At 71.3% G+C, this 1,816-nt stretch carries 2 protein-coding genes; one reads left to right on the top strand and one right to left on the bottom strand.

Features of this window, described 5'->3' with window-relative positions:
- Positions 1-187 precede the first annotated feature (187 nt).
- A complete protein-coding gene (locus ACFWM7_RS35180; protein ID WP_383268829.1) occupies positions 188-811 on the bottom strand; it encodes an LAETG motif-containing sortase-dependent surface protein in 624 nt (207 codons plus the stop codon).
- 248 nt (positions 812-1,059) lie between these two features.
- On the opposite strand from ACFWM7_RS35180, the gene ACFWM7_RS35175 reads away from it, so the two are divergent.
- The gene (locus ACFWM7_RS35175) at positions 1,060-1,761 is read left to right on the top strand and encodes a histidine phosphatase family protein (RefSeq protein ID WP_383268827.1); all 702 of its coding nucleotides are present in this window, start codon (positions 1,060-1,062) and stop codon (positions 1,759-1,761) included.
- The last annotated feature ends 55 nt before the right edge of the window (positions 1,762-1,816 follow it).

Genomic DNA, 1,816 nt, shown 5'->3' with positions numbered 1-1,816 from the left:
TCACCACGGTGATGCGGCACCCCCCTGACCACGGCTCGTACGGCCTCAACCGCGGCTCGTACGGCCTCAACCGCGGCTCGTGCGGCCTCGACCGCCGGTCGGACGGCTCCGGCCGCTTCCTGCGTTCCTACGGCTCATGAGGTCCGCTGCCTCGTCCTGCCGGCACGGGCCGCTGAGCGCGGGAGCGTCAGTTCTGGGCGGTACGCCGCTTGCGGACGGCCCACAGGATGCCGCCACCAGCCAGCAGCACCGCGACAGCGGCGCCGCCGATGACCGGCGTTGTCGATGACGAACCGGTCTCGGCCAGGTCCGGCGAGCTCGGGCTCGGGGCGGGCGCGGCGGGCGCGGACTCCGAGGGCTCGCCGCTGGGAGTGGCGCTCGGCTCGGGCGTCCCGGTGGACGGCGTCTCCGACGGGGCGGGCTCGCTCGGCGGCGGAGTGGGCTCCTCCTCCTCGCACACCTCCGCCGTCTTCGTCTGGTCGATGGAGTGCTTGCCGTCGCCGTCGGCGTCCTTGACGACCAGTCGGACGGTCACCGGCTTGTCGTGGTCGGGAAGCGCCAGCTTCTTGTGGAACTCACGGCCGAACGTCTCGGTGGGGAGCAGGTCCTTGCCGTCCACCGAGACGGTCACCGTGTTGGGAACGTCGCTCGTGTAGTTCGTGAGGTCAACGGTCACCTCGGAGCAGGTCACGGCCCAGGTGGGGGTGTGAGCAACGGCCGGACCGGCGGAGATGACGCCTCCGGTCAGACCGACGACCGCAGCGGCCACGAGTGCTCCCGCGCCACGCCACGATCTCCTGGGTATGGTCATGGATTCTTCCTCCAGATACTTCTCATCGCCCGAATGGCGGTGGGGCGCACAGTACTGCCATCGCCCGCGAGCGCCGCAGTCGCCCTGTGCGTTACCGGACGCACCAACTCCGGGCATATCGCCGCTACTTCCGGCAAGGCGGGCAGTCATCCCGTCGTCCTGTCCTTCGGTGGTGGCCGAATGAGAGGGTGGGCTGTGCATCTATCTGCCGCCGTTTGTGCGCCCGAGCCTGGAGCATGACCCGTTCTATGCGTTTGCTGCTGATCCGTCACGGCCAGACGCCGTCCAACCTCGGCCACTTCCTGGACACCGCACGGCCGGGCCCTGGGCTCACCGATCTGGGGCTGCGGCAGGCGGCGGCCCTGCCCGGGGCGCTCGCCGGGGAGGACATCGCCGCGTTGTACGCCTCCACGCTGACGCGGACGCAACTCACGGCCGCCCCCCTGGCCGCGAAGCGGGGCATCGAGGTCCGGATCCGTGACGGGATCCGGGAACTGTCGGCCGGTGACCTGGAGATGCGGGCCGACGAGGATGCGGTCCGGCAGTATCTGACGACCGTCTTCGCCTGGTCCGCCGGGGACACCACCCGCCGGATGCCCGGGGGCGAGATCGGGACGGAGGCGCTGGCCCGCTTCGACGCGGTGGTGGCCGAAGCAGCGCGGGCCGAGGAGCCGGGGACCGTGGCGTTCGTCAGTCACGGTGCCGCTATCCGCGTATGGACAGCCGCCCGGGCACAGAACGTCACGGTCGAGTTCGCCGCCGAACACAGCCTGGACAACACGGGTGTGGTGGCGGTCGAGGGCTCGCCGAACTCGGGATGGACGGCGCTCTCCTGGGCCGGGACGGTCGTCCCGCCGGTCACAGCGAGTGGTGTGGCGGACGGCGGCCCGGCAGGCCGCACGTTGCCGGGCACGGAGCTGGGACCGACGGCGGCTCATCCCACCACCTGATCGCGCTCCACTTTCAGGCTCCGACCCTCCCCCCTCCCCCCTCCCCCTCCCCCTC

Origin of the sequence: Streptomyces sp. NPDC058375 (assembly GCF_042723425.1) — a bacterium.
GTDB classification, from domain to species: Bacteria; Actinomycetota; Actinomycetes; order Streptomycetales; family Streptomycetaceae; genus Streptomyces; species Streptomyces durocortorensis.
The sequence above is the reverse complement of the archived record's forward strand: the minus strand, read 5'-3'. Positions and strand labels throughout refer to the sequence as shown.